Raw genomic sequence first — 319 nt, 5'->3', positions numbered from 1 at the left:
GAGTCGTCAGCTTGTCTTCGAAGAAACTGAACGGGATAAACTTCGTCCACTGCCTTCGGTTCCTTATGAAATTGCGGACTGGGTCTATGGACGTAAGGTGAAATATGATTGCCATGTAACATTCCAAAAGAATAACTACTCGTGCCCCTATCAATACTTGAAGAAAACAGTTGATTTGAAGGTGACGAGCCACTTAGTCGAAATCTTTTATCAACATGAACGAATAGCGACACATAAGCGGTTTCCAGTTTATCAAGAATATGCATTCTCTACCTTACCTGAACATCTGCCAGATCAATTTAATCAACCAGAATGGAAT

Annotated in this window: 1 protein-coding gene; it reads left to right on the top strand. The window is 40.4% G+C overall.

Annotated elements, in window-relative coordinates:
- A partial coding sequence (locus ACTQ45_RS13675; RefSeq protein WP_441764037.1) for a Mu transposase domain-containing protein occupies positions 1-319 on the top strand: 319 nt, incomplete at both ends.

Origin of the sequence: Fundicoccus sp. Sow4_D5 (genome assembly GCF_052116365.1) — a bacterium.
Lineage (GTDB): Bacteria > Bacillota > Bacilli > Lactobacillales > Aerococcaceae > Fundicoccus.
The sequence above is the reverse complement of the archived record's forward strand: the minus strand, read 5'-3'. Positions and strand labels throughout refer to the sequence as shown.